The following is a 25,290-nucleotide window of genomic DNA, read 5'->3' on the forward strand; positions in this document are numbered from 1 at the left end:
GAGTTTCAGAGTTGTAGTGTTTAATATTTCTCAAACACTACAACTCTGAAGTCCTGTTGATTATGCCAATCTCGGTTTCAGAAGTTTGGCAACAGTGGCGGTCCATCCTGTTTGATGTGAAGCGCCGACACCACGTCCGTTATCTCCGTGAAAATATTCATAGAATGTGATATAATCTTTAAAATTCGGATCATAATTGAATTTGTAATTTCCTCCGTTAAAAGCACGTTGTCCGCTTTCATCTTTTAAAAATATTGAGCAGAGTCTGTTGCTGATATTGTGGGCAACTTCATCCAGATTCTTTTTTTCTCCGCTTCCTGTTGGGAATTCAACTTTTAAGCTGTCTCCATAATAAAAATGAAATCGCTGAAGGCTTTCAACAATAAGAAAATTTATCGGAAACCAGATAGGACCTCTCCAGTTGCTGTTTCCGCCAAACATTCTGCTGTCACTTTCTGCAGGAGTGTAATAAACAATATTTTTATTCCCGTGAACCGTAAAAACAAAAGGGTCTTTTTCGTAAACCTTAGACATGGCACGAATTCCATATGAACTCAGAAATTCTTTCTCATCAAGCATGCGGTTAAGCACCTTGGTCAATCTTGTTTTTCGGAGAATACTCATCAGGTGTTTTCGTCCACTGCCTTCTTCTTCCCAGTGCGAAACAAGCTTGGTAAGTTCTGGCTTGTTTTTGAGCACCCAATCCATTCTTTCACGAAAATTCGGCATTTTGTCTAAAAGATGATGGTCTATAATTTCAACAGCAAACATGGGAATTAAACCTACAATACTTCTCAGCCTCAAAGAAACACTTTCTCCGTTTCCGAGTTGGAGCACATCATAAAAAAATCCGTCTTCCTCGTTCCATAGCCCTTCCTTGCCTTCTCCCATATTTTCCATAGCCTCGGCAATGTAAAGATAATGTTCAAAAAATTTGATCGCCATATCCTCATATACCTGATAATATTGTGCAAGTTCCATGGCTATCCTCATCATATTCAGGGCATACATTGCCATCCAGCTCGTTCCGTCTGCCTGCTCAAGGTGCTCGCCATCTTTCAGTTCCATATTTCGGTCGAATGCACCGATATTATCAAGACCTAAAAACCCGCCACCAAAAATATTTTTACCTTTTTTATCTTTTCTGTTCACCCACCATGTAAAATTCAGTAATAATTTCTGAAAAACTTTTTCTAAGAAGAGCAAATCGGGCTTGCCATTCATTTTCTCATCAATTTTAAACACCCGAAAGCATGACCATGCATGTACAGGCGGATTTACATCACTTAAATTCCATTCGTAAGCAGGCATCTGCCCGTTCGGGTGCATATACCATTCTTTGGTCAATAAAAGCAGCTGGTTTTTCGCAAATTCTGCATCTATAATCGCAAACGGAACACAGTGAAATGCCAGATCCCATGTCGCATACCAAGGATATTCCCATTTATCAGGCATCGAAATAATATCTTTATTGTGCAGATGTTCCCATTCTATATTTCTTACATAATTGTTAAAATCTCTGGGAGCTTCATGATTAGGGTCGCCTTTTAGCCATTTTCCGACATTATAATGATAAAATTGTTTATTCCATAATAATCCTGCAAATGCTTGTCTTTGCACATTTTTTTCGTCCTCATTATAAATATCATGCTGTATTTCATCATAAAACTCATCTGCTTCTTTAATTCTGGCATCAAAAATTTCATCAAACTGGTAAAAGGCATCGTCCATATCGTAAGGCGATAATCGGAACTCAAAAACTTTGGATTCTTTTGCTCCAATCATTTCATCAATGACGAATGCCGCTTTTGTACCTTTTTGTTCGGGATTAATAGTTTTTTTCTGATGAATAATGTAGTCATTAATTCCATCTTTATAATAGGCATTTTCTACAGTAGGAGTACCATTTAATTTAGGGTTGTTCGTTTCATTTTCACAGAAAACTCTTTCTGCGTTTTTATTTTTAGAATAAAACTTATTAATAGAAATACTGTTATGCAAAATGTTGATACAACCTTCTTTTCCAGCTTCTACCTGACCTTTATACTCATTATATCCCCATTTCCAGTTGTTTCTGTACCATGTTGTAGGTAAAACGACAATAGGAGCCTCAATATCGCTTCGGTTACAAACTGTTACACGGATGAGAATATCATTTGCATCGGATTTACAATATTCAATGAAAATATCAAAGTATTCATCATTATCAAAAATTCCGGTATCAAACAGCTCATATTCAGGTTCTTTTTTAGAGCGACTTGCATTTTCATTGAGGATGTCTTCGTAAGGAAACTCATTGATAGGATATTTATAAACCATTTTCATATAACTATGAGTAGGCGTATTATCCAGATAATAAAAAATTTCTTTAATATCCTCTCCGTGATTTCCCTGCGGATTGCTCAATCCGAAAAGACGTTCTTTTATTCTTGGATCTTTTTTATTCCAAAAAGAAAGGGCAAAACAAAAGAGCTGTTTGGTATCTGAAATTCCTGCAATTCCTTCTTCTCCCCATCGGTAGGTATGGCTTTCTGCAATATCATGGTTGGCAAAATGCCATGCATTTCCGTTGGGACTGTAGTCTTCACGTACATTTCCCCACTGCCTGTTGCTTACGTAAGGACCCCAGTTTTTCCAGTCTATGTTTTGTAATCTATGTTTTTCAGCAATCATTTTCTCACATTTACTCACGAAGTTAGTTTTTTTGGTAAAAAATTCCAACTCAATAAAATTTAATTAAATATAATATGCTCTTTGGATGCCTGTATTTATGAGGGTTTGAGAGATTAAATTAAATTTTTGTAAATATTTAAAAGAATAGTCCTATCTTTGCACCATTCGATCATTCAAATATTGAAAATGTTATCAAGAAAGGTTGAGGGATTAGACCCTGTGAAACCTTAGCAACCCTTTGCGCAAGCAATGAAGGTGCTACGTTCTACCAGAATTATTTTGGACAGATAACTTACTGAAGTTCTTTCAGCCATTTCCTGTGGCATTTTCAATTGTATTATCATAAAGTATAATAGAATTGAAAACAGAACTTAAACATATTAATTTTTCGTATCGTACTGATTCCCAAAAAGAATACAATATCCCGTTGAGCTATCAGCTTTTCGGAAAAGACCTGTTTTCTGCCCCGATCATTTTAGTGAATCATGCTTTAACCGGAAATTCCAATGTTTCAGGAGAAAAAGGATGGTGGAAACAGCTGATTGGCGAAAATCAGGCAATCAATACTAATAAATATACAGTTCTATGCTTCAATATTCCGGGAAATGGATTTGATGATTATTTTATTGATGAATATGAAGATTTCACGCCTTCAGATATTGCGAATATCTTTTTAAAAGGTCTTGAAGTTTTAAATATCAAAAGTTTACACGCCATTATTGGAGGTTCTTTGGGAGGAGGAATTGGTTGGGAAATGCTGGTTAAACATCCGGCTCTTACCGAAATTTTCATTCCTATTGCCTGCGATTTTAAAACCCAAGACTGGCTTCATGCACAATGTCTGGTTCAGGAATTTTTATTAAACCAAAACGATGAACCTCTACAGAAAGCCAGAATTCATGCGATGTTGTGCTACCGAACGCCGGAATCGCTAAATGATAGATTTAAAAACAGATACAGTGAGGAAAAGCGGAAATTAGAATCAGAAGATTGGCTTATCTATCACGGAAAAGTTTTAAACGAAAGATTTAGTTTAAAATCTTACAAACTGATGAATCATTTGCTGATGAACATCAATGCCAATGAAGAACATTTGGAAAAAATTCAGGCACGAATGCACATGATCTCTGTAGATACAGATTTATTTTTTCCCGCTTCAGAAATCCGAATGTGTTTTGAAAAGCTGAAAGAGAAAAAGAAAGATGTTTTCTATCACGAGATCACCTCAATTCATGGGCACGATGCCTTCTTAATGGAATATAAACAATTAAATACGATCATTAAAAATATTTTGAAAAATGAGTAAGATTAATGCTAACGAAATAAAATTTTTAAAAAACAGATCCATCATCAAATTTGAAGGAGAAGATTTCTTAGGTGAAATCGGAATTGACGGACGAATTTTTAAAGCGCTTACTTTGGCGCGAATCAGTGTGGGGGTAATTTCGCAGCAGGCAATTGAAAACGGAATCTCTATTTTAGTTCATGAGAATGATTCCGAAAAAGCAGTCAATTGTCTGATTGATGAATTTGAAGCAGAAAGAAAATCAGGGAAAGTTTCTCAGATTTACAGCATCAATAATGTGTCGGTGTTAGGATTTGTTGCAGAAGACTTTAACAAAGTACTGGCGGAACTCGCAAGAAATAATGTTTTCCCGTTACTTTTAAACCAAATTGCAGCCGAAAAACGTGTGAATATCGTTGTGACTTCTTCACAAGACGAAAAAGCAAAAAATATCATCGAATCTGAAATTTCCAAAAAACCGAAAACCGTTCATCTGGCAATTATCGGTCACGGAAACGTCGGAAAAACTTTAATAGAGCAGGTTTTAGAATCTTCAGAAGAAATTAAAAGACGAAAAAAAATAGACCTGAAAGTAGTTGCAGTCGCCAATTCCAGAAAAATTGCCTTTAACAAAAAAGGATTCGACAGCAATTGGAATGATGAGGTTTTAACGGCAGAAAAACCTTCCGATGTTCAGGAACTGATTAATTTCTCCAAAGAAAATCAGTTGGAAAATTTAATCGTCGTAGATAACACCGCAAGTAAAGACTTCGTAAAAAATTACCACACATTGGCGGAAAACGGCTTCGATCTGGTTTCTTCCAACAAGATTTTCAATACCCTTCCCATTTCAGAATACCGTCAACTAAGATATACGTTGAACAAAAACAACAGACGCTATCTCTACGAAACCAATGTGGGAGCAGGTTTGCCATTGATTGACACCATTAAACTTCTACACCTTTCGGGAGAAAATATTACCAGAATTAAAGGCGTTTTCTCAGGAACATTAAGTTATGTTTTCAATAATTTTTCTTTGAGAGACGATAAGTTTTCCACCATCATCAATGAAGCGTTGGAAAAAGGATATGCAGAACCCGATCCTAGAGAAGATCTCTCAGGAAATGATGTGGCAAGAAAATTATTGATTTTGGCTAGAGAATTAGACTTAATCAACGAATTTGAAGATATTAAAATTCAGAATCTTGTTCCTGAAAGCTTACTTGATGTTTCAAAAGCTGAATTTTTATCAAGATTAAATGAATTAGATGATGAATATCAGAAAATCAAAGAAAATCAGGAAGAAGGACACGTTCTAAGATATGTGGGAGATCTTCACGGAGATTTGCAGAAAGAAAAAGGAGAACTGGATGTGAAATTAATTTCCGTTCCGGCAACTTCCGCGTTAGGACAACTGAAAGGCTCAGATTCAATCTTCGAAATCTACACCGAAAGTTATGGTGAAAACCCGATCGTCATCATGGGAGCCGGAGCCGGCGCAAAAGTTACGGCAAGAGGCGTTTTTGGAGACATTTTAAGAGTAAGTGAAACGAAATAACTGAATAAATATAACAATCTAACAGTTTAACAATTATGTCATGAGCACTTCACTAATTGTTACATTGATAAACTGATAGATTGGTAAATTAAAAATTTTATGGAAAACGAAAATTTTGAAACCTTTGCCATAAGAACCCAGACTGAAAGAACCCAGTTTGATGAGCATTCTACGCCTTTATATTTAACCTCCAGCTTTATTTTTCAGGATGCGGAAGATATGAGAGCGAGTTTTGCAGAAGAAAAGCCAAAGAATTTATACAGTCGATTTTCAAACCCGAATGTAACAGAATTTACGGATAAAATTGTGAAGATGGAAGGGGCAGAAGCAGGTTACGCTTTTGCAACAGGAATGGCAGCGATTTACTCCACATTTGCGACTTTGCTAAATTCCGGTGATCATATTGTAAGTTGTCAATCGGTTTTCGGTTCTACCCATACCTTATTCACAAAATATTTTCCGAAATGGAATATCGAAACATCGTATTTCAAAGCAGAGGATGCCGAAAATGTTGAACAATATATTCAGCCCAATACGAAAATTCTGTATCTGGAAACACCTACCAATCCTGCGATTGAAGTTTTGGATTTAGAGTTTTTCGGGCAGATTGCTAAGAAGCACAATTTGATTTTTATTGTGGATAACTGCTTTGCGACACCTTATCTGCAACAGCCCATAAAATACGGAGCAGACATTGTGGTGCATTCTGCAACCAAATTAATTGACGGGCAAGGTCGCGTTTTAGGTGGAGTAGCTGTAGGAAGAGAAGATCTGATCCGTGAAATCTATCTTTTCGCAAGAAATACAGGTCCTGCCATGTCGCCTTTCAACGCCTGGGTTTTGTCTAAAAGTCTCGAAACACTGGCAATTCGTGTAGAAAAACATTGTGAGAACGCCTTAAAAGTTGCCGAATTTTTAGAAAACCATCCCAATGTAGAATTGGTAAAATATCCTTTCTTAAAATCTCATCCAAGCTATGAAATTGCTAAAAAGCAGATGAAATTAGGCGGAAATATCGTTGCTTTCGAAATCAAAGGCGGAATTGAAGGCGGAAGAAACTTTTTAGATAAAATAAAAATGTGTTCCCTTTCCGCAAACTTAGGCGATACGAGAACTATTGTAACGCATCCTGCTTCTACAACACACTCCAAATTATCAGATGAGGAAAGAAATGAAGTCGGAATTACCGCAGGTTTGGTTCGTTGCTCGGTCGGGTTGGAAAACGTGGATGATATTGTTAATGATTTAAAACAAGCGTTAAGCTAAACCTTGAAGGTTTGAATATTAGATAAAAATGAAAAATTCAGAACAACTATACAAAGCATTATCCGAAAGAATTTTAATTCTCGACGGAGCTATGGGAACCATGCTTCAGCGGTATAAATTCGAAGAAGAAGATTACCGTGGCGAACGTTTCAAAAACTGGGAACATCCTGTAAAAGGAAACAATGATCTGTTATCTTTAACGCAGCCCCACGCAATAGAAGAAGTTCACAAAAAATACCTTGAAGCGGGAGCAGACATCATCGAGACCAATACATTTTCAGGAACAACCATTGCCATGGCAGATTATCACATGGAAGATATCGTTTACGAACTGAATTACGAATCTGCAAAAATTGCAAGAAAAGTCTGCGACGAGTACACCGCTAAAAATCCCCAAAAGCCAAGATTTGTAGCAGGTTCTATCGGTCCAACCAACAGAACAGCAAGTTTAAGTCCTGATGTAAACGATCCCGGATACAGAGCCATTACTTTTGATGAATTGAGAATCGCTTATAAACAACAATGCGAAGCTTTATTAGACGGAGGATCAGATATTCTCTTGGTAGAAACCATTTTCGACACATTGAATGCAAAAGCTGCCCTTTTCGCCATTGACGAAATTCAGGAGGAAAGAGGAATTAAAATCCCGATCATGGTTTCAGGAACGATTACGGATGCTTCAGGAAGAACATTGAGCGGACAGACCGCAGAAGCATTTTTGATCTCCGTTTCTCATTTAAATCTGTTAAGCGTTGGTTTTAACTGTGCTTTAGGAGCCAATCAGTTAACGCCGTATTTGGAGACTTTAGCCCACAATTCAGAATTTGCTGTTTCAGCTTATCCGAACGCCGGTTTACCGAATGCTTTCGGAAAATACGATGAAACACCGGAAGATATGGCAGGACAGATCAAAGAATACGTGGAAAAAGGATTAATTAACATCGTCGGAGGTTGCTGCGGAACAACGCCGGAACACATCAAGGCAATTGCAGATACGGTATCACAATATCCGCCCCGAAAATTGAAAGAATTTGTTTGAAATAATAGAATTTTTTCATTGAATTGATAAGAAAAGGAACGGTTTTTAATATTATCTTTAATTATCACACAAAATTAAATATAATGGAAAAACCTATTTACTTTAAAAATTCAGAGGATGCCAAATTGTTTAATGAACTTAGAAAAAAAGTGAACCAAAGAGTGGAAGCAATTCCTGAAAACAGGGATGTTTATATTCAGATCAAAGCCATTATATTGCCTTTGCTGTATATCGGACTGTATGTTTTTGCATTATTTAATGCAGAAAATTCCGGAGTCTATATTTTAAGTTTTGTTTTGATGGGATTGTCTCTTGTTTTAATTTATCTCAATCTCATACACGAAGCGGCACATAACAATATTTTCAAAAGCAAAAAACTGAACAGTATGGTTTTACAGATCTTCGATTTTGTGGGTGCCAATTCCTATATCTGGAAAAAGAGACATATTGCAAGCCATCACGCTTATCCCAATGTAGACGGGTGGGATACGGATATTGAGCAGAGCGGATTGCTGTTAGTCGTTCCTTGGATCAAAGCAAAAGGAATTCAGAAATACCAGCATCGTTTTTTCTTTCTAGTCTATCCTTTATATCTGTTCAACTGGATGTTTATCCGCGATTTTAGGGATTTTTTTGATAACGAAAGAGTGATCCTGAAAACGCAGGGAGCGATTCCGACAAAAGAAAAAATTAAAATGATTGCTTACAAACTGTTTTATTTTTTCTATCAGATCGCCGTTCCCGTTCTGTTTTTTAAAGTGTCTTTAGGTTTGGCTTTGGGAGCATGGTTTTTACAGGTAATTGCGGCGAGTATTTTTGCACTTTTTGTCCTGTTGCCTTTACATCCGCTTCCCGATAATGCCTTCCCGAAACTGGATGAGAAAAACGGACTTCCTTTTAGCTGGCTTCACCATCAGTTTGAAGTCACCAACGATTTAAAAGAAAATAACTGGTTTGTACGGAATGTTTTGGGAAATTTCAACTTTCACGTTGCCCACCATCTTTTTCCGAATTACAGTTATGCTTATTATAATGAAATTACAGAAGAAATCGAGCAGTTTGCCAAAGAACATGGCTTAGCATACAAAAGATTTCCAATGACCACCGCTTTGGGCAAACATGTGGATTTGCTGAAGCAAAATGCGAATAACGCATATTTTATTTTAGAAGAATAAATTGATGAAATATTTAAGATTATCGGGGCTTGAGCCTTTGATTATTACACCGGAAAGTAACTTTATCAACGTTGGGGAAAGAACCAATGTTGCCGGTTCAAAGAAATTTTTAAGATTAATAAAAGAAGAAAAGTTCGGGGAAGCGCTCGATATTGCACGTCATCAGGTTGAAGGCGGTGCGCAGATTCTCGACGTTAATTTTGACGATGGACTGATCGACGGAAAGGCTTCCATGATTAAATTTTTAAACCTGATTGCTTCAGAACCAGACATCGCAAGAATTCCTCTCATGATCGACTCTTCGAAATGGGAAATTCTGGAAGCCGGATTGCAGGTTGCACAGGGAAAATGTGTGGTCAATTCCATCAGCTTAAAAGGAGGTGAAGAAGAATTCATCAAACAGGCAAAAGCCATCAAAAGATACGGAGCAGCCGTCATTGTCATGGCTTTTGATGAGGTGGGACAAGCCGATACTTACGAACGTAGAATTGGAATATCAAAACGTTCTTATGATATTTTAGTGAATCGTTTAAATTTTCCTGCGGAAGATATTATTTTCGATTTGAATATTTTCCCTGTGGCAACGGGAATGGATGAACACCGAAGAAATGCAATCGATTTTATTGAAGCAACAAGATGGGTTCGTCAAAATCTTCCGTATGCATCCGTGAGCGGAGGAGTTTCTAATGTTTCATTTTCGTTCCGTGGAAATGATACGGTAAGAGAAGCGATGCACTCGGTTTTCCTGTATCATGCGATTCAGGCTGGAATGAACATGGGAATTGTAAATCCTGCCATGTTGGAGGTTTATGATGAAATTAATAAAGAACTTCTGGAACTCGTTGAAGACGTTATTCTTGATAAAAGAGAAGACGCTACAGAAAGGCTTCTTGATTATTCCGAAAAGCATAAATCAGTCAAAAAAGAAAAGGTTGAAGAACTTGAGTGGCGTACAAAACCTTTACAGGAAAGAATTACGCATTCTTTAGTAAAAGGAATCGACCGTTTCATTGAAGAAGATGTGGAAGAAGCAAGATTACAGGCAGAAAAACCACTTCATGTGATTGAAATTAATTTAATGACCGGAATGGGCGTTGTGGGAGATCTGTTCGGAAGCGGAAAAATGTTCTTGCCGCAGGTTGTAAAATCGGCGCGGGTCATGAAAAAAGCGGTTGCTTATTTGCAGCCTTTCATTGAAGCTGAAAAAGACGGGACAAGACCTGCGAATGGGAAAATCTTAATGGCAACAGTAAAAGGTGACGTTCATGATATCGGTAAAAATATTGTGAGCGTTGTTTTGGGTTGTAACAATTATGAAATCGTCGATCTTGGAGTAATGGTTCCTGCCGAAAAAATTATTCAGGCTGCCATTGAACATCAAGTTGATGTTATTGGTTTAAGTGGTTTGATTACGCCAAGTTTGGACGAAATGGTTTATATCGCATCAGAATTAGAACGTCAAAATCTTAATTTTCCTTTATTGATCGGTGGTGCAACAACTTCAAAAGCACATACTGCCGTAAAAATAGATTTAAAATATAAAAATGCTGTCGTTCACGTCAATGACGCTTCCAGAGCGGTAAACGTGGTAAGTTCATTATTGGGCGACCGAAATAAAGAATACGTTGATGACCTGAAAACCGAATATTCCGAATTTCGTGAAAAGTTCCTGAACAGACAGGTAGAAAAAGACTACGTTTCTATTGAAGAAGCCAGACAGAATAAATTTAAAATCGACTGGGAAAATGAACAAATTTTTACACCCAATCAGTTAGGAATTACCGTTGTTGAAAATCAGGATCTGCGAGAATTATTGCCTTTCATCGACTGGTCACCGTTTTTCAGAAGTTGGGATCTTCATGGAAAATATCCTAATATTCTGGAAGATGAAATAGTCGGAACTCAGGCAAAAGAATTATTCAAAGATGCACAGGTAATATTAAAAAGAATTTTGGATGAAAAATTATTAACGGCAAAAGCGATTTTCGGAATTTTCAAAGCCAATTCTAATGAAACAGATGATATTTTAATTTTTGATGAAAACAACGATCAAAAAACGAAGTTTATTACCTTAAGACAACAGGCTCAACGTTCAAAAGGGAAAGATTATCTGGCGTTGAGTGACTTCATCGCACCTGAAAGTTCAGGGAAAACCGATTATATGGGAGCTTTCTGTGTAACAACAGGTTTCGGAACAGATGAACTGGCGCAGGAATATGAAAAAGCGAATGATGACTACAACGCCATCATGGTAAAGGCACTTGCCGACCGTTTCGCAGAAGCCTACGCAGAATTTCTACATAAAAAGGTAAGAACGGAATATTGGGGTTATGCCAATCAGGAAAATTTAACCAATGAAGAATTGATTGCAGAAAAGTATAAAGGAATTCGTCCCGCTCCGGGTTATCCTGCGTGTCCGGATCATTTGGAAAAACACGCAATCTGGGATTTACTGAAAGTGGAAGAAAATATCGGTGTTTATCTGACGGAAAGTTTAGCAATGTTCCCGACTGCTTCAGTTTCCGGATACTATTTCGGAAGTTCCCACGCCAAATATTTTGGATTGGGGAAAGTCGCAGAAGACCAGTTGAAAGATTATTCTGTAAGAAAAGGAATTTCTTTGCAGGAAGCGAGAAAGTGGCTGAATCCTAATTTAGCAGACGGAATTTAGTTTCAGTTTCGGTGGCGGCAAAGCCGCCGCCGAAACTGAAACTTCAAAATTAAAACAGAATTTAAAAATTATTTTATTGATGATAGTTATTGGTTGTTTGATTTTTCAGTATAACCATCAACAAAAAACTTTCAACAAGCAACAAAAAAATGAAAATCACAGACCATATAAAAAACGCAAACGGAAAAACGTTATTCTCCCTCGAAGTTGTTCCTCCACAAAAGGGAATCGGGATTGAAGATTTATACACAAACATCGATCCTTTAATGGAATTTAAGCCGCCCTTCATCGACGTTACGACTTCCAGAGAAGAGTATATTTACATCGACAAAGGAAACGGATTGATGGAGCGCAGAATTACCAGAATGCGTCCCGGAACCTTGGGTATCTGTGCTGCAATTCAGCATAAATACAATGTAGATACCGTTCCGCATTTGCTTTGCGGAGGTTTTACCAAAGAAGAAACGGAATATCTTCTGGTAGACTGTATGTACCTTGGAATTGATAATGTCATGGCATTACGGGGCGATGCGATGAAAGGACATCAGTATTTTGAACCGACTCAGGGAGGTCACGGAAGCGCGATGGAACTGGTTCATCAGATTAATGATCTGGGAAGAGGAAAATATCTCCATAATCAGGATGAGGTTTGTGATGAGCATAATAAATTCTGCATCGGCGTTGCAGGTTATCCCGAAAAACATATGGAAGCTCCCTCTATGAATTATGATCTGAAATGGCTGAAACAAAAAGTGGATGCAGGAGCAGATTACATCGTGACCCAAATGTTCTTCGACAATAAAAAATTCATTGAATTTGTTCAGAAAGCCAGAGAAATAGGAATCACGGTGCCTATCATTCCTGGAATTAAACCAATTGCTACGAAAAAGCATTTAAAGATTTTGCCTCAGATTTTTAAAATAGACCTTCCGGAAGATTTAATAAACGAAGTGGAAAATGCCAAAAATAATGAAGCGGTAAAACAGATCGGAATTGAATGGGCAATCGCACAATGCAGAGAATTGCTGGAATTCGGAGTTCCTGTTCTGCATTTTTATTCGATGGGGAAAAGTGATAATATAAAGAAAGTAGCAGGAGCGCTGTTTTAATAACTAAAAGCGCTATTTCGGATTTCGGCTGCGGCAAAGCCGCAGCCGAAACTCATTAAAGCATAGGATGCCTCTCAAATTCCTTATTCCTGTCAAAAAGATAACGATAAGTAGCTAATTTCCGGGTGACCGTGGTGTCAAGATTTTTCGCAATTTTAATCATTTTAGGATTAAAATCCCCGATCCACTGCATTTCAGTCACTTTAAAATCTGTATGTTTTCTCAAATGTTGGGTTCCTTCCCAAATCATATATCCTTCAAGACCTTTTTTTTGCCATTCCGGAACGACACCGAAAACCAAACCCACCATCTTTTCGTTTTTCTTAAAATTTTTAATCCAGAGAAACTTCAGCTTTTCCCAGATTCCGAATTTTCCGTTCAGATATTTAAACCATTGGTTGGTGTCCGGAAGATTCATCCACATCGCAATCGGTTTTTCATTTTCGTACACAAACCATGAAATATGCTCATTAATGATGGGTTTCATGGTTTTAAACATTTTGAGAACTTTAGATTCCTGCATACATTTCCCTTCACCATGCGAAGCCCACGCTTTATTATAAATTTCCGTAAAATCTCTGGCAAATTTTTCCAGATTGTTTTTGGTCAAGGGTTTGGCGAAAAGATCAGGATTCTTACTGTGTTTGGCATGCATTAGCGTAAAAAGTCTCGAAACTTCAGCAAAAATAGGTCTTGAAAAGCACAGTTGCTCAAAGTAGATTTTGAATCCATAGTTTTCAAAAAGGTCTTTGTAATATGGAAAATTGTAATTCATTCCGTACAAAGGTTCAATAAAACCTTCGATTACCAGTCCCCAGAATTTATCACGTTCCCCGAAATTGATGGGACCGTCCATTGCTTCCATTCCTCTGTGCTGAAGCCAGTTTTTGCAGTGGTTAAAAATATAATTTGCAGTTTCCTGATCGTTGATACAATCAAAAAAACCTATTCCGCCGGTGGGCTGTTGTTGTTCGTAGGTTTCATTGATGAAAACGGCAACTTTTCCTACAGTTTCGTTTTGTTTATTTTTAAACAAAAATCTTTCGCATTCACCATTTTTATAGAATTTATTTTTTTCAGGATTAAAGATAGATTCAATATCCTGATCCAATGGTCTTATATAATTAGTATCACGCTGATAAAGTCTTGCTGGAAACTCCAGAAATTCTTTTTTTTGACTTTCGGTATGTACTTTTTCAACAGTGATCATATTTTACTTTGATTGTTTTAAAAGATAATATTTTCGTATAAATTGAAATTATTTAAAAAGATATAATCCGTATTTTTGTTGCAAATTAAATAAAAATGGTTGATTTTACCGATAACGATGATGATATTTTCACTGGAAAAGAACATACGCCGATTCGTGAAGATGCTTTTGAGAAATCGCCGCAGGAAAAAATAGAAAAAATCACTGAGCTTTTTGGAGAAATTATGCAGACTTTGGGTTTGGATATGACTGATGACTCTCTAAAAGATTCTCCAAAACGTGTTGCAAAAATGTATGTGAATGAAATTTTCGGAGGTCTTCTTCCTGAAAATAAACCCGGAATTTCTACATTTTCAAATAAATACAAATACCGACAGATGTTGGTGGAAAAAGATATCACCGTATATTCATTTTGCGAGCATCATTTTTTACCGATTATCGGAAGAGCGCATGTTGCTTATATTTCGAATGGTGAAGTGATCGGACTTTCCAAAATCAACAGAATTGTGGATTATTATGCCAAAAGACCGCAGGTTCAGGAAAGACTGACAATGCAGATTGTAGATGCTTTAAAACAGGCATTAGGAACAAAAGATGTTGCCTGCATTATTGATGCAAAGCATCTTTGCGTCAATTGCAGAGGGATAAAAGATACGGCAAGTTCTACCATCACGGCTGAATTGAGCGGGATCTTCAGAACCAACCCAATTACAAGGCAGGAATTCCTGCATTATGTAGGAAGCCATGCAAAACTGGATTATTAGGATAAATGATTTGTCAAGTTATAAAATATCATATAGCTTCACTAAACCGAAAGTGGTAAATTTAAACAATGATAAAATTTAAAAAGGTTTCAAATCAAATTTTCATCACGACAATTATTTGTTGTGACAGAATTTGTTATATCTAATTTTTGAATCTTATAATCATTAAATCTTTTAATTAACAATCAATGCAACTAAAAATATACAACTCGCTTGCGGGAGAAAAAGAAATATTCAAACCGATTTTAGAAGGAAATATAGGAATGTATGTCTGTGGACCTACGGTCTACAGCAATGTCCATCTGGGAAATGTAAGAACTTTCCTTTCTTTCGATTTCATTTACAGAAGCTTGATGCACTTAGGCTATAAAGTTCGTTATGTAAGAAATATTACCGATGCAGGTCACCTTACCGACGATGGGGACGTAAATAACGACAGATTTGTAAAACAGACCCGTCTTGAAAAGCTGGAACCGATGGAAATTGTACAGAAATACACAGTGGATTTTCATAAAGTGTTAGAAATGTTCAATTTGCTTCCTCCGAATATTGAACCAACTGCAACCGGTCATATCGTAGAACAGATCGAGCTTACTCAAAAATTAATTGAAAGAGGATTCGCTTACGAAAGCAACGGCTCTGTGTATTTCGATGTGTTAGAGTACAATAGGAGAGGCTTAAACTACGGTGAACTTTCAAAAAGAAATATAGAAGAACTTTTTGCCAATACCCGTGATTTGGACGGACAGGGCGAAAAGAAAAATCCGCAGGATTTCGCATTGTGGAAAAAAGCTTCTCCGGCACACATCATGAGATGGAATTCGCCTTGGGGAGAAGGTTTTCCGGGATGGCATCTGGAATGTACTGCAATGAGTACAAAATATTTGGGAGAAACTTTCGATATTCACGGAGGCGGAATGGATCTTAAATTCCCTCACCACGAATGTGAAATTGCACAGGGAAAAGCCTGCAATGATGCCTCTCCTGTAAATTACTGGATGCACGCCAATATGTTGACGATGAATTCTCAGCGTATGAGTAAATCAACCGGAAATTATATTTTGCCGATGCAGTTGGTGACAGGAGAAAATGATTTCTTCGAAAAACCTTTCCATCCTTCGATAGTCCGTTTTTGCTTTTTGCAGGCACATTACAGAAGTGTTTTAGATATTTCAAATGATGCGATGATCGCAAGTGAAAAAGGATTCACGAGATTGATGGAAGCCATTAAAATTCTGAACAATATCAATCCAAATGACGAAAAACAATCCTGTTTTAGTCTTGAAGAGTGGAAAAATAAAGCATATGAAGCATTAACGGACGATTTCAATTCTCCTGTTTTGATTGCGCATTTATTTGAAGCCGTAAAATATATTTTTGCTTTAAATGATGGTAAAGAAATCATTTCAACGAAAGATTTAGAGGAGCTGAAGTCTACTTTAAATGCTTTGGTTTTTGATGTTTTGGGGCTTCAGAGGATTGAAGAAAACAATAATGAAAAACTGGATCAGACTTTGAAAGTTTTGATTGAGTTGAGAAATCAGGCAAGAAAATCAAAAAATTTCGAGCTTTCTGATCAGATTCGCGATAAGCTTCTTGCAGAAGGTATTGAGTTAAAAGACGGCAGAGACGGAACTACTTATGTCGTAAATTAAAACTCGCAAAAATTTGAATAATCCCGATACAACTAGTATCGGGATTTAATTTATAGCTATGACGATTTCAAAAAAAAATACTTTTAACGATTTTTGCATTTAAAATATCTACAATGAATTGCCCGTGCTGCTCTGGTAAAACCTACGAAAATTGCTGCCAACCATATCATACAAGAGAAAAGAACGCTCCGACAGCAGAAGCTTTGATGCGGTCAAGATTTTCTGCATTTGCTATTCCGAATGGTAAATATTTAATGGAAACTACTGCACCAAGTAAAAGGCAGTTTCATAGTATCGAAGATTTGCAGGAATGGGGTGAAATCAATGAATGGACAAAGTTGGAAATCGTAAATAAACCATCCATAAATAAAGTAGAGTTCAAAGCCTATTATACAGATGAAAAGGGCCAAAAACAAATTCATCATGAGTTGTCTTCATTTAAAATGATTCAGAAGCGATGGTTTTATGTGAACGGTGAGTTTTTAGAGTAAAATAAAACCGAGATACATTCTTTGTTATACTAAAGAGTTTTTTTTGATATTTTCTTTCGATAGATTAATATCAATGAAAATGTCCAACATTTCTGTCGGACATTTTTATATTATTTAGAAGGCTGTTAATGACCTTCGTTTCCGTCAATTCCATGAGCGTGACCATGAGACAACTCTTCTTCAGTTGCAGGTCTTGTATTTAATACTTCAACCTGAAAGTCCAAAACTTTCCCTGCCATTGGATGGTTCAAATCTGCTATCACAACTTCAGGGGTCACTTCTACTACAAATGCCTGAAAATTATTTCCCTGATTGTCAGACAAAGGCAAAATAGCTCCTACTGGTGGAATCCCGCTTTCCTGAAACATATCAATCGGAAGCTGTGCAATCGCATCTTCCTGCTTTTGTCCGTATGCTTCTTCAGGCTGAATGGTGAAATCTGCTTTATCACCCGCTTTAAGACCAAGAATATTCTGCTCAAATTTAGGAATCATCATTCCTACGCCATATAAAAATGTAAGTGGATTTTCTGCTGTAGTTTCTTCTACCAAAACCTTGCTTCCGTCTTCTTCGATAGTGTGAAGAATATACTTTACAGCTACCACATGATTGTTTTCAATTGTCATATTTTTCTTTTTTACGTGAAAATTGATCACGATTAACCCTGCAAATATAATCTTTTTAAAATGATTGCCGGAATGAGGTCACCTAAATCAATCTTGCCTCTTCTCGTCTCTTTTCTTTTGTCTTAAAACATATAAATACAAACTTTCAACTTTCGTTCTTGCCCACGGTGTTTTTCGCAAGAATTTTAATGATGAGCTTATACTCGGATTATCGGTAAAACATTTAATATTGATTTGCTCCCCTAATTTCTCAAAACCATGATAGTATTCTACCAACTCTTCCAGAATGGCGTCAAGTCTTTTTCCGTGAAGCGGATCTTTAGATTGCTGTTCCATAATGATGTAAAGATAAGAATTCATTTTTTGTGAAATCTAACATCTCTTTTACTTTAATAAGTTGTTCAAAAAAGCAAAACGCAAGAAGGAATAAACAGTTTTGCTTTAAATTAAAAGCTCCTGTATTTTCAAGCTCTGCGAAGCAAATTTTATTTGCCTTGCATTCTTACTATTTGCGTTAAAAACTTTGCGTTTAAATTTAAGATTAACATCAGGTTTCATGATAATGTCATCGTAATTTCGAATATAAAACAGTAGATTTTAACTAAGCTCTTATCAATTAATAAGTTTTCTATTCAGAATAGATTAATTTAGCAATACCAATTTTAAGTTGAAATGAGCAGAAATACCGATGCCAACAGAAAACTACACAAAAAGAAAATAGACAATAAAAAACGCAAAATTCAGGAAGCAGAACAGAAAAGAAAATCCCGTTTAAAGAAAATCCGGGAAGATTTTAAAGAAAGAGAAACCAATAATTTATGAAAATCCTCCATACTGCCGATTGGCATTTAGGCAAACGCCTTGACCGTTTTTCAAGACTGGAAGAGCAGATTCTGGTAATGGATGAGATTGTTCAGATTGCTGATGAAGAGAATGTTGATCTGGTTTTGATAGCCGGAGATCTGTTTGATAATTTCAATCCGGGTGTTGAAGCGGTTGAGCTTTTCTATAAAACTTTAAAGCGTTTGTCTTTAAATGGGAAACGTCCCGTCATTGCTATTTCAGGAAACCATGATTCTCCAAATCTAATTGATGCACCCGATCCTCTTGCCCGGGAATGCGGAATTATTCTAATTGGTCATCCGAAAGCAACAGTTCGTCCTTTTGAGATGGAGCATTTTAAAATTTCAAAATCTGTGGAAGGATTTATTGAACTGGAACTTGAAAATCACCCATTTCCTGTAAGAATTCTTCACACGCCTTTTGCCAATGAAATCCGCCTGAAAGAATATTTCGGAGAAAATAAAGAAACCGAACTGAATGCTGCTTTAGCAAAGCACTGGAGAGATACTGCTGATGAATACTGTGACGAAAAAGGCGTCAACCTTTTGGTGACACATTTGTACATGAATAAAAAAGGGAGTCCGATTTTAGAAGAGCCGGAAGGTGAAAAACCCATCAAAATAGGAAATGCAGATCTTGTTTTTTCCGATAGTATTCCGTCACAGATTCAATATACGGCATTGGGACATCTGCACCGTTTTCATAATATCGGAACAGATGAAAAACCAGTTGTTTATTCTTCGTCACCTCTTTGTTATAGTTTTAGCGAGGCAGGGCAGATCAAATATATTTCGATCATTGAGGCAGAACCCAATAAACAGGTTTCATTTGATAAAATTGCTCTTAAGAATGGGAGAATTCTGGAAAGGAAAACATTTGACTGTGTACAAAAAACAGTAGAATGGCTGCAGGAAAACCCAAATTCTTTGGTAGAAATTACTTTAGAAAGCCAAACTTTTTTAAAAGCTGAAGAAAGAAAACAGATTTATCAGGCACACAACGGAATTATTTATCTAATTCCCAAAGTGAAAAACCAGCAATTTGATGAAAATAAACTGAGTGAAATTAATCTCAGTCAGGACATACAAACCTTATTTAGAGATTATTTTAAATCAAAAAATAACGGACAGGAAGCAAATGAAGAACTCATTAATTTGTTTAATGAAATTGCTTCCGAAAAATCTTAATCATTCTTAGCTCTACTCAATGGTTCAAATTGAAATATTTCTCTTATGATTCCAATTCAACTCACAATAGAAGGTCTTTATTCATACCAGAAACGTCAGAAAATAAATTTTGAAAATCTGACAGAAGCCGGTTTGTTCGGAATTTTCGGTTCGGTTGGTTCAGGAAAATCCTCAATACTGGAGGCAATTTCATTTGTTTTGTACGGTGAAACTGAACGTCTGAATTCCCGAGACAAACGTGCTTACAATATGATGAATCTTAAATCAAACAAATCCTACATTGAGTTTGATTTTTTGAATTATGAAAACAAAAAATATCGTGCTGCGAGAGAATTCAGACGTAATTCCAAAAATTTTGAAGACGTAAAAACTCCAACGGTAAATTTTTACGAGTGGAAAAATGAGACTTGGATTCCGTTGGAGCATTCAAATGCTGAGCAAATTATTGGTTTGAGTTATGCGAATTTTAAACGAACCATCATTATTCCGCAAGGTCAGTTTAAAGAGTTTTTGGAATTGGGTGCTACAGATCGTACCAATATGATGAAGGAAATCTTTAATCTTCAGCGTTTTGATCTTCAGAACAATGTTTCTATTTTAAATACTAAGAATAGATCTGAGCTTGATCAGTTGGAAGGTCAGCTTAAAGGTTTTGAAGAAGTGAATGAAGAGCAGATTTCCGCTCAGAAAGAATATTTAAAAAACGAACGGCAAAAATTTGAAGAAATACAGAAAATTTTCAGAGAGACAGAAGAAAAATATGTTAAACTGAAAACCTTAAAGGATGACTTTGAGCTTTTAAGTCAGAAAAAATCAGATTTTGAAAAACTAAAACAAAGAAAAGCTGAGTTTGATGTTCTGGAAGCTAAAACTGAAATTTATGATAAGGTTTTCAGGATCTTTACGCCTTTGCTTTCCGAAAGAAATAAATTAGCGAAAGAAATTTCGGAGCAGCAGACGAGTAAAAGTTTCCAGTCTGAAATTCTGCAAAAAACTGAGCTTCATTTTCAAATGATAAGAAATAAACTTTCTGCTATTCAGCCTCAATATGAAGCTTTGAATCAGTCTAAAATACAGGAAAATGATTTGAGTCTGATTCTTCAGATGCTGAAATTTTCTGAGGAAATTACAACTTTAAAAGAGCGAACAACAAAAGGCTCGGAAAAAGTAAAAGAAGTTGAAGCCAACCAAAAATTAATTCAAAATAAGATTGAAGAACTTTCAAAAAATGCAGAGCTTTTAAAACTAAAAAAATTAGATTCTACTTTACTGCTGAACGTAGGAAACTGGTTTTCAGAAAATAAGAGATTAAAGGAAATTTTGGATATTCAATCAGAGAAAATTCGTTTAAAAAAACTTGAAATCGAAAAGATCTCCGGTGAATTAAAGCCTTTTGAAATTAATCCTGAAACATTTAAAAATGATTTTAAGAATCAGATTGAAGTTTTAGAAAATCAGAAAAAATCGCTATCTGAAAAAAAGAATCATCTTGATGTTCAGCAGAAACTGGCTCATTTTGCCAATGAATTGCACGACGGAGAGTCTTGTCCGCTTTGTGGTGCTTTGGAACATCCGAATATTGTGCATTTTGATGATGTAAATTCAGAATTAAATGAAATTCAGAAGCAGATTGAGCAGGTTGAAATTCAGAAAGAAAATATTCAGAAAAAATCTTTGGAGATTGAAAAAATTCTTGACCGTAAAAAGATTTTTGAAGAGCAGTTGAAATCAGAAAAAGAAAGTTTAAAGCAGATTCAAAATAATATTGATGAGCATTTAAAAAACTTCAGCTGGAAAGAGTTTAACCCAGAAAATCAAAATGATTTTGAGCAAAAAAGACAACATTCTTTCACTATTGAAAAAAAAATAGATGAACTGAATCAGCAAATTTCTTTAGAGCAAAAAAATCTGGATAAAGAAAGGCAAAATCTTGACAGTTACAATAAAGCTTTGGAAAAATTCAGGCTTGATGAGGCAAAAAAGGAAGAGCAAATCAAGACAAATGAAACCAATTTAAAAGCGTTGCAATGGATTAGCTATAAAGAAAAGAACATTGTTGAGGTAGAAGAAATGTACACTAAACTCGCAAAATCAAATCTTGAAACTGAACAGATTTACAGTCAGTTAATTAAAGAAGAGAAAGAAATTTCACCCAAATTAGCCGAGCAAAAAACAATTGTAAGTCAGATAGAAAAACGAATTGTGGAACTTGAAAAAGAAGTTTTTGAGAATAAAAATGTTTTAACGAAATCTTTAGATGATAATAATTTCCACAGACTAAGCGATATTGAAGCTATTCTTGCACAGCAAATGAACATTCATGAAAAAAGAAGTGAGATTCAGCAATTCAGAATTCAGTTTGAAACAGTAAAAAACAGTATTCTTGAATTAGAAAACAAGCTGAAAGATTTTTCATTTAATAAGGAAGAATTTGCGGCTGTCGAATCTCGTTTTACAAATCTGGAAAACGAGTTGAAATTGGCTAACAATTCTGTGGTAAAAATTACTTCTGAAATCGAAAGGCTGGAAAAAGAATTCAAGAGAAAAGAAAATCTTCTGAAAGATTTTTCCCGGCTGCAAAAGCGTGCCGAAAATCTGAAAACGATGACCAATTTATTTAAAGGAGCAGGTTTTGTACAATATGTCTCTTCAATTTATCTTCGTCAGCTGTGCGATCATGCCAATGTACGTTTTCATCGAATGACAAGAAATCAACTAAGTCTACAGTTGAATGGTAATAATGATTTTGAGATTATTGATTATCTGAACGAAGGACGAAGCCGAAGTGTAAAAACGCTTTCCGGCGGTCAGGCGTTTCAGGTTTCTTTAAGCCTGGCTTTAGCTTTGGCAGAAAGTGTACAGAGCAATGCAAAAGCAGAAAAAAAATTCTTCTTCATTGACGAAGGTTTCGGAACTCAGGATGTGGAGTCTGTAAATATTGTTTTTGAAACGTTGATGAATCTTCAAAAAGAAAACAGAATTGTGGGGATTATTTCTCACGTTGAAGAACTCAAAGAAAAGATTCCGGTATCGCTCAATATTACAAAAGATGAACAACGTGGAAGTTTGATAGAGTTCAATTAGAGCATAAAAACCTTCAAGATTTCAAACCTTGAAGGTTTATTTTGTACATTGTTGATATACTTTCCTATTTTTGAATATTAAAAATTATTATGCAAAATTTACCTCTTATTCTAAAACCATCAAAAATAAAAACTATTATTCTTACAGTAATAAGTGCAGGGTTTGTTGGTTTAGGGATTTCACTGCTGGAAAAAAATATGCTGATCGGAATTCTGAACATTGTTTTCTTCGGGATCTGCTTGTTAATTTTCATCATTAACCTGATTCCTAATTCTGCCTACTTGAAAATTGATGAAAGAGGAATAGAGATGAAAAATTTATTCAGGGTGACCTTTATACCGTGGCAGGCTGTAAGCGGTTTTAGAACCAAAAGTATTTTCATTAATACAATGGTGGTTTTTGATCTTGACCAAAAGCTTCTGGAATCTGTTAATATGAAATCGAAAACAGGAGCCTTTCCCGACACTTACGGAATGTCTGCAAAAAAACTTGCTGATCTGCTGAATGAGTATAGAGCAAAATTTATTTCGGATTTTTAAAAATAATATCCGCTGAAAACTAAATTTCAGCGGATTAATTTATTTAACTAATGGAGCTATTTTTTCTCCAAACAATTCGATAGATTTTCTCATCACATCATCTTCCGGCGCACCTACGTCCATGTGACCGATAAATCTTGTAATCCCAAAGAGATCTTTCACATAATTAATTTTGTCAGCCACTTCATTCGGACTTCCGATAAATAGCGCACCATCTTCGCTTCTGCCACTTTCATACTGCGGTTTGGTATAAGGAGTCCAGCCTCTTGACTTTCCGATTCTGTCCATCTGTGATTTATAATTGTAGAAGTATCCGTCAATGACTTTCTTATCATCACTTACAAAGGTATGAGAGTGAATGGCAATCTGCATTTCAGATTCGGGATGACCAGCTTTAAGGTATTCTTGTTTATAAAATTCAATTAAATTCTTAAACTGAATCGGCATTCCGCCAATAATTGCAACCACCAAAGGCATTCCCAGTTGGGCAGCACTCAAAACAGATTGCGGTGTTCCGCCAACGGCTCTCCAGATCGGAAGTTTTCCATTGTTTTTTGCTCTCGGATAAACGGTCTGATTCTGCATCGGAGCCCGAAGTTCCCCGGACCATGAAACATTTTCTTCTGAATTTATTTTTAATAAAAGTTCCAGCTTTTCATCAAAAAGCTGCTCGTAATCGTTCAGAGAATATCCATACAAAGGAAACGACTCAATGAAGCTTCCTCTACCTACATAAATTTCTGCTCGGCCATCTGAAATTAAATCTAATGTTGCAAAATCTTCATATACTTTTACTGGTTCGGACGAGCTCAAAACTGTAACGCCGCTTGCCAATTTAATGTTTTTGGTAACACTTGCAGCTGCCGCTAAAACCATTTCCGGTGATGAGACGGCGTAATCAGGACGGTGATGTTCTCCCATGGCAAAAACATCAATTCCTACTTCATCCATTAGTTTTACCTGTTCAATGATTTCACGGATTTTGGTTCCTGCATCTTTATATTTTCCGGTAGTCTGGTCGAAAGCTAAGTCGCCAAACATTCCTATTCCTAATTCCATATTATTGATTTTTAGATAACACAAATTTAGATGAATGAAAATTCAAAAACATTGATGAATGATAAGAACGAATTGCTCTTTAAACAACTACTTTTGATTTCCCAAAAGTCCATAAAGGATTTTATCTCTGATTTCATCGGTGATTTCCGAGGTGCTTTCGGTATTTCTTTTAAACCAGAAATAAGAATTGTTTAACGTATGAAGAATAAATCTGGTGGTAAAAGCCGGAGACCTCAGTTCCCATTTTTCGGCTGTGTAGATGTCCGAAATCAGTTGCTCTACTTCCTGCTGATAATTTTTTCTGAGCGAAACAAACTCAGGGAGTCTTTCTTCAAGATGTTTCCATTCGTTAGAGTAAATGTGGGTTACATCTCGATTTTTTAAAACAATAGAAAGATGGTTGTCAATAAAAAGATTAAGCTTTTCGTGTGCGGAAACCTCGGTGTTTTTTACTTCTTTTAGCTTCTTGAAAAAATCATGAGCAACACCAAAACATATCCATTCCAGAATTTCTTCCTTTGAGCGGATGTGTGCATACAGTGAAGCAGCTTTAATATTCAGTTTGGTTGCCAAATCTCTCATTGAACTTCCAACGTAGCCCTTTTCCTTAAAAAGTTCTACGGCAACTTCGAGTATTTTGATCTGTTTTTCTTTTAATTCCATGATTTCCTTGCAAAAATATATATTCTTAAGCTAAATACATTTCTTTTTAAACTTGATTTTTGTTCATTGAAATTTTAATTTAACGAATAGAGATCAAATCAAATGCATCAAAGGTGAGGACACTTATTTAGTAGATATAAATTTTAAAACCAATTTCGGAAATTTTGTCTTAGAATATTTAATTTTGATTATGATGTTCGGAAATTTTGTCCGTAATTTTTAAAAATTCAATAAAAGAATGCTTTTTGCGATCAGTGATTTAGAATTAAATGATTGATAAGCATTAAGAAGATGAAGAAGACAACGTATAAACTAAGACTGAATTATTTTCTTAATGTTTTTTTAAAACAAATATCATCTTTTCAACAGTCAGAATTGAATAGAATTTGATGC

General features: G+C 35.9%; 20 protein-coding genes and 1 riboswitch. Of the genes, 14 read left to right on the forward strand and 6 right to left on the reverse strand.

The window, feature by feature from the left end; all coding sequences use genetic code 11:
- Positions 1 to 60: 60 nt before the first annotated feature.
- Positions 61 to 2,673, reverse strand: coding sequence for an MGH1-like glycoside hydrolase domain-containing protein (locus FOL89_RS14145; protein WP_144283450.1), 2,613 nt, complete (start codon positions 2,671 to 2,673; stop codon positions 61 to 63).
- A 186-nt stretch (positions 2,674 to 2,859) separates the two neighbouring features.
- Positions 2,860 to 2,967: riboswitch (SAM riboswitch) on the forward strand.
- A gap of 64 nt (positions 2,968 to 3,031) precedes the next feature.
- Here FOL89_RS14145 and FOL89_RS17830 point away from each other — a divergent pair.
- The 7 genes from FOL89_RS17830 (at position 3,032) to metF (ending at position 12,776) form a co-directional block, all read left to right on the forward strand.
- Positions 3,032 to 3,979 (forward strand): alpha/beta fold hydrolase, encoded by a 948-nt coding sequence (locus FOL89_RS17830; protein ID WP_144283451.1) that lies wholly within the window; start codon positions 3,032 to 3,034, stop codon positions 3,977 to 3,979.
- Positions 3,972 to 5,516 carry an ACT domain-containing protein gene (locus FOL89_RS17835; protein WP_144283452.1) on the forward strand — a complete coding sequence of 515 codons (1,545 nt, stop codon included), beginning with the start codon at positions 3,972 to 3,974 and terminating at the stop codon, positions 5,514 to 5,516. Before FOL89_RS17830 ends, FOL89_RS17835 begins: the two co-directional genes overlap by 8 nt.
- A 99-nt stretch (positions 5,517 to 5,615) precedes the next feature.
- A complete protein-coding gene (locus FOL89_RS14160) occupies positions 5,616 to 6,782 on the forward strand; it encodes an O-succinylhomoserine sulfhydrylase (protein ID WP_144283453.1) in 1,167 nt (388 codons plus the stop codon).
- Between the two features lie 28 nt (positions 6,783 to 6,810).
- Positions 6,811 to 7,821 carry a homocysteine S-methyltransferase family protein gene (locus FOL89_RS14165; RefSeq protein WP_144283454.1) on the forward strand — a complete coding sequence of 337 codons (1,011 nt, stop codon included), beginning with the start codon at positions 6,811 to 6,813 and terminating at the stop codon, positions 7,819 to 7,821.
- An 83-nt stretch (positions 7,822 to 7,904) separates the two neighbouring features.
- The gene (locus tag FOL89_RS14170; RefSeq protein ID WP_144283455.1) at positions 7,905 to 8,996 is read left to right on the forward strand and encodes a fatty acid desaturase family protein; all 1,092 of its coding nucleotides are present in this window, start codon (positions 7,905 to 7,907) and stop codon (positions 8,994 to 8,996) included.
- A gap of 4 nt (positions 8,997 to 9,000) precedes the next feature.
- The gene (gene metH / locus FOL89_RS14175; protein WP_144283456.1) at positions 9,001 to 11,667 is read left to right on the forward strand and encodes a methionine synthase; all 2,667 of its coding nucleotides are present in this window, start codon (positions 9,001 to 9,003) and stop codon (positions 11,665 to 11,667) included.
- Between the two features lie 149 nt (positions 11,668 to 11,816).
- The gene (metF, locus tag FOL89_RS14180; RefSeq protein ID WP_144283457.1) at positions 11,817 to 12,776 is read left to right on the forward strand and encodes a methylenetetrahydrofolate reductase [NAD(P)H]; all 960 of its coding nucleotides are present in this window, start codon (positions 11,817 to 11,819) and stop codon (positions 12,774 to 12,776) included.
- Between the two features lie 55 nt (positions 12,777 to 12,831).
- Here metF and FOL89_RS14185 read toward each other — a convergent pair whose 3' ends face one another.
- Positions 12,832 to 13,986, reverse strand: a complete 1,155-nt coding sequence (locus FOL89_RS14185) for a hypothetical protein (RefSeq protein WP_144283458.1) — start codon at positions 13,984 to 13,986, stop codon at positions 12,832 to 12,834.
- A gap of 95 nt (positions 13,987 to 14,081) precedes the next feature.
- Here FOL89_RS14185 and folE point away from each other — a divergent pair, with 95 nt between their 5' ends.
- From folE to FOL89_RS14200, 3 genes are all read left to right on the forward strand, one after another.
- Entirely contained in the window at positions 14,082 to 14,750 is a 669-nt protein-coding gene (gene folE, locus FOL89_RS14190; RefSeq protein WP_144283459.1) for a GTP cyclohydrolase I FolE, read from the forward strand.
- A gap of 188 nt (positions 14,751 to 14,938) precedes the next feature.
- Positions 14,939 to 16,405, forward strand: coding sequence for a cysteine--tRNA ligase (gene cysS / locus FOL89_RS14195; RefSeq protein ID WP_144283460.1), 1,467 nt, complete (start codon positions 14,939 to 14,941; stop codon positions 16,403 to 16,405).
- A gap of 113 nt (positions 16,406 to 16,518) precedes the next feature.
- A complete protein-coding gene (locus tag FOL89_RS14200; protein WP_144283461.1) occupies positions 16,519 to 16,896 on the forward strand; it encodes a YchJ family protein in 378 nt (125 codons plus the stop codon).
- 125 nt (positions 16,897 to 17,021) lie between these two features.
- Here the strand turns inward: FOL89_RS14200 and FOL89_RS14205 are convergent, their stop codons facing one another.
- Both FOL89_RS14205 and FOL89_RS14210 read right to left on the reverse strand, forming a co-directional pair.
- Positions 17,022 to 17,522, reverse strand: a complete 501-nt coding sequence (locus FOL89_RS14205) for an FKBP-type peptidyl-prolyl cis-trans isomerase (RefSeq protein ID WP_144283462.1) — start codon at positions 17,520 to 17,522, stop codon at positions 17,022 to 17,024.
- An 87-nt stretch (positions 17,523 to 17,609) separates the two neighbouring features.
- Positions 17,610 to 17,858: a VF530 family protein gene (locus FOL89_RS14210; protein WP_144283548.1), complete on the reverse strand. Its 249-nt coding sequence runs from the start codon at positions 17,856 to 17,858 to the stop codon at positions 17,610 to 17,612.
- A gap of 336 nt (positions 17,859 to 18,194) precedes the next feature.
- Here FOL89_RS14210 and FOL89_RS17600 point away from each other — a divergent pair, with 336 nt between their 5' ends.
- The 4 genes from FOL89_RS17600 (at position 18,195) to FOL89_RS14225 (ending at position 23,175) form a co-directional block, all read left to right on the forward strand.
- Positions 18,195 to 18,344 (forward strand): hypothetical protein, encoded by a 150-nt coding sequence (locus tag FOL89_RS17600; protein WP_185146987.1) that lies wholly within the window; start codon positions 18,195 to 18,197, stop codon positions 18,342 to 18,344.
- Positions 18,341 to 19,552 (forward strand): metallophosphoesterase family protein, encoded by a 1,212-nt coding sequence (locus tag FOL89_RS14215; RefSeq protein ID WP_144283463.1) that lies wholly within the window; start codon positions 18,341 to 18,343, stop codon positions 19,550 to 19,552. The genes FOL89_RS17600 and FOL89_RS14215 overlap by 4 nt, the downstream gene beginning before the upstream one ends.
- Positions 19,553 to 19,597: 45 nt before the next feature.
- On the forward strand, positions 19,598 to 22,636 hold the full coding sequence (locus FOL89_RS14220) for an SbcC/MukB-like Walker B domain-containing protein (protein ID WP_144283464.1): 3,039 nt from the start codon (positions 19,598 to 19,600) through the stop codon (positions 22,634 to 22,636).
- Positions 22,637 to 22,725: 89 nt separating this feature from the next.
- The gene (locus FOL89_RS14225; protein WP_144283465.1) at positions 22,726 to 23,175 is read left to right on the forward strand and encodes a PH domain-containing protein; all 450 of its coding nucleotides are present in this window, start codon (positions 22,726 to 22,728) and stop codon (positions 23,173 to 23,175) included.
- A gap of 39 nt (positions 23,176 to 23,214) precedes the next feature.
- Here FOL89_RS14225 and FOL89_RS14230 read toward each other — a convergent pair whose 3' ends face one another.
- The gene (locus FOL89_RS14230; protein ID WP_144283466.1) at positions 23,215 to 24,234 is read right to left on the reverse strand and encodes an LLM class flavin-dependent oxidoreductase; all 1,020 of its coding nucleotides are present in this window, start codon (positions 24,232 to 24,234) and stop codon (positions 23,215 to 23,217) included.
- 87 nt (positions 24,235 to 24,321) lie between these two features.
- Positions 24,322 to 24,897, reverse strand: a complete 576-nt coding sequence (locus tag FOL89_RS14235) for a TetR/AcrR family transcriptional regulator (RefSeq protein WP_144283467.1) — start codon at positions 24,895 to 24,897, stop codon at positions 24,322 to 24,324.
- Between the last annotated feature and the right edge of the window lie 393 nt (positions 24,898 to 25,290).

Source organism: Chryseobacterium echinoideorum (genome assembly GCF_007474535.1).
GTDB lineage: Bacteria > Bacteroidota > Bacteroidia > Flavobacteriales > Weeksellaceae > Chryseobacterium > Chryseobacterium echinoideorum.

Excerpts from the sequence above, each read along its gene's own strand:
- FOL89_RS14205 (WP_144283462.1), bottom strand. The coding sequence starts at position 17,522 with ATGACAATTGAAAACAATCATGTGGTAGCTGTAAAGTATATTCTTCAC.
- FOL89_RS17600 (WP_185146987.1), top strand. The coding sequence starts at position 18,195 with ATGAGCAGAAATACCGATGCCAACAGAAAACTACACAAAAAGAAAATA.
- FOL89_RS14160 (WP_144283453.1), top strand. The coding sequence starts at position 5,616 with ATGGAAAACGAAAATTTTGAAACCTTTGCCATAAGAACCCAGACTGAA.
- FOL89_RS14215 (WP_144283463.1), top strand. The coding sequence starts at position 18,341 with ATGAAAATCCTCCATACTGCCGATTGGCATTTAGGCAAACGCCTTGAC.
- FOL89_RS14235 (WP_144283467.1), bottom strand. The coding sequence starts at position 24,897 with ATGGAATTAAAAGAAAAACAGATCAAAATACTCGAAGTTGCCGTAGAA.
- FOL89_RS14170 (WP_144283455.1), top strand. The coding sequence starts at position 7,905 with ATGGAAAAACCTATTTACTTTAAAAATTCAGAGGATGCCAAATTGTTT.
- FOL89_RS14220 (WP_144283464.1), top strand. The coding sequence starts at position 19,598 with ATGATTCCAATTCAACTCACAATAGAAGGTCTTTATTCATACCAGAAA.
- folE (WP_144283459.1), top strand. The coding sequence starts at position 14,082 with ATGGTTGATTTTACCGATAACGATGATGATATTTTCACTGGAAAAGAA.
- metF (WP_144283457.1), top strand. The coding sequence starts at position 11,817 with ATGAAAATCACAGACCATATAAAAAACGCAAACGGAAAAACGTTATTC.
- FOL89_RS14165 (WP_144283454.1), top strand. The coding sequence starts at position 6,811 with ATGAAAAATTCAGAACAACTATACAAAGCATTATCCGAAAGAATTTTA.
- FOL89_RS14230 (WP_144283466.1), bottom strand. The coding sequence starts at position 24,234 with ATGGAATTAGGAATAGGAATGTTTGGCGACTTAGCTTTCGACCAGACT.
- FOL89_RS14185 (WP_144283458.1), bottom strand. The coding sequence starts at position 13,986 with ATGATCACTGTTGAAAAAGTACATACCGAAAGTCAAAAAAAAGAATTT.
- FOL89_RS14200 (WP_144283461.1), top strand. The coding sequence starts at position 16,519 with ATGAATTGCCCGTGCTGCTCTGGTAAAACCTACGAAAATTGCTGCCAA.
- FOL89_RS17835 (WP_144283452.1), top strand. The coding sequence starts at position 3,972 with ATGAGTAAGATTAATGCTAACGAAATAAAATTTTTAAAAAACAGATCC.
- FOL89_RS14225 (WP_144283465.1), top strand. The coding sequence starts at position 22,726 with ATGCAAAATTTACCTCTTATTCTAAAACCATCAAAAATAAAAACTATT.
- FOL89_RS14145 (WP_144283450.1), bottom strand. The coding sequence starts at position 2,673 with ATGATTGCTGAAAAACATAGATTACAAAACATAGACTGGAAAAACTGG.
- cysS (WP_144283460.1), top strand. The coding sequence starts at position 14,939 with ATGCAACTAAAAATATACAACTCGCTTGCGGGAGAAAAAGAAATATTC.
- metH (WP_144283456.1), top strand. The coding sequence starts at position 9,001 with ATGAAATATTTAAGATTATCGGGGCTTGAGCCTTTGATTATTACACCG.
- FOL89_RS14210 (WP_144283548.1), bottom strand. The coding sequence starts at position 17,858 with ATGGAACAGCAATCTAAAGATCCGCTTCACGGAAAAAGACTTGACGCC.